1 protein-coding gene is annotated in these 1,888 nt (G+C 31.2%); it reads left to right on the top strand.

The features are described 5' to 3' along the window. Positions 1-297: 297 nt before the first annotated feature. Positions 298-1,788 carry an alanine/glycine:cation symporter family protein gene (locus I4U58_RS13680; protein WP_195931886.1) on the top strand — a complete coding sequence of 497 codons (1,491 nt, stop codon included), beginning with the start codon at positions 298-300 and terminating at the stop codon, positions 1,786-1,788. Positions 1,789-1,888: the final 100 nt, after the last annotated feature.

Here is a 1,888-nt window from a genome sequence, read left to right as displayed (position 1 = left end):
GATCTTTATATCAAAAAACTTTTATATTTAGACATATTATATAATTTTAGCTACTATTTATTTATAGGTATATTATTTTTCAAGTTTATTTATCATTTCAAAACGAATTTTTCTTCAAAAGTATATAAGTTTGTACACCATGTTTTCTATTTTATTTAAAATAGTATATCTCTTTTTCTCTTCTTATATATTTTTAAATTTAGGTATATTAGAAGGTATTTATTTTTTAGTTTTAAATGGTAAGTTTACTTATTTTCTTTTTTCTAATTTCAAAAATTATATTTAGGAGGGATTTTTATGAAAGACTTAGTAACATCTATTTACAATGTTGTCTGGAGTCAGTGGTTAGTATATTTATGTTTGCTATCAGGAATATATTTTTCTCTAAGAACAAGATTCTCTCAGGTTAGAAATATCAAGGTTATGGTAAAATTGCTTCTTAGTGGAGAAAAATCTGATGAAGGGATTTCTTCTTTTCAAGGTTTTTGTACTGCATTAGCAGGTCGTATAGGTACTGGTAATATTGCCGGTGTTGCAACTGCAATAGCTTGGGGTGGTCCCGGTGCCCTATTTTGGATGTGGGCAATTGCATTTTTAGGTGCAGGTTCAGCATTTGCAGAGTCTACACTAGGACAACTTTATAAAGAACAACACGAAGGGCAATACCGTGGAGGTCCCGCATATTACATAGAAAAAGGCTTTGGTGAAACAACATTTGCAAAGGCATATGGTCTATTATTTGCTATAGTTACAGTAATAGCGATAGGTGTATTATTGCCAGGAGTTCAATCAAACTCTATAGCTGATGCAGTCAAAAGCTCATTTAATATAAATACAACTGTTACTGCAATTATATTAGTTGTTTTAACAGGAATAGTTGTCCTTGGTGGTATAAAAAGAATCGGTTCTGCTGCTGAGTTTATAGTTCCTTTTATGGGAGGTCTATATATTTTGATGGCATTGATAATTATAATAGTTAATATCAATCAACTACCACATGTTTTAGCTCAAATATTTAAGGGGGCATTTGGTTTACAAGCGCCTTTTGGAGCTATAGTAGGTTCTACTGTAGCTTGGGGAGTTAAACGTGGAGTTTATTCAAATGAAGCTGGTCAAGGTACTGGTCCACAAGCATCTTCCGCAGCTGAAGTCAACCATCCAGCAGTCCAAGGATTTGTACAAGCATTTTCAGTATATGTAGATACATTATTTGTTTGCTCAGCAACTGGCTTTATGATTCTTATGACAAACTGTTATACAACTTTTAATGAAACTACAAAACAAGTTGTATATAATGCAGGTCAATCATTTACAACAGAGCAAATAGGACCTCAATATACTATCGCTGGTATAAATACTTTAATTCCTGGATTCGGTGGTGCATTTGTAACTATAGCCCTATTCTTCTTTGTATTCACTACATTAATGGCTTATTATTATATTGCAGAAGTTAATTTAACTTATATAATTAAGAAGATTACTGGCGGTAAAAGTTCTAAAATCGCTCAATATTTATTGGTCTTTGTTTTCTTAGGTATGATAGCATTTGGTGCTGTTAAATCTGCCGAATTAGCTTGGACAATGGGTGATATTGGAGTTGGTATGATGGCTTGGTTAAATATAATAGCTATATTAATACTATCTAACCCAGTTATGAAATGCTTCAAAGATTATGAACGACAACTTAAAGCAGGAATTCCAACTACAGAGATAACATTTGATCCTATAAATTTAGGAATAAAAGGTGCTACTTTCTGGGAAGAAAAATGCTCTAATACTAATAAATAATTATTTAATAATAAATACTAAATACCTAAATTATAAGAGCTGATATGAGAAACCATACCAGCTCTTTTTAATTTAAATAAATTTATGAATAACTTACCTC

Origin of the sequence: Clostridium sp. 1001270J_160509_D11, assembly GCF_015667935.1 — a bacterium.
GTDB lineage: Bacteria > Bacillota > Clostridia > Peptostreptococcales > Peptostreptococcaceae > Intestinibacter.
Note: the sequence above shows the minus strand (reverse complement) of the source record. Positions and strands in the feature narration are given on the sequence as shown.

Coding starts and splice junctions, on each gene's coding strand:
- I4U58_RS13680 (WP_195931886.1), top strand. CDS start 298: ATGAAAGACTTAGTAACATCTATTTACAATGTTGTCTGGAGTCAGTGG.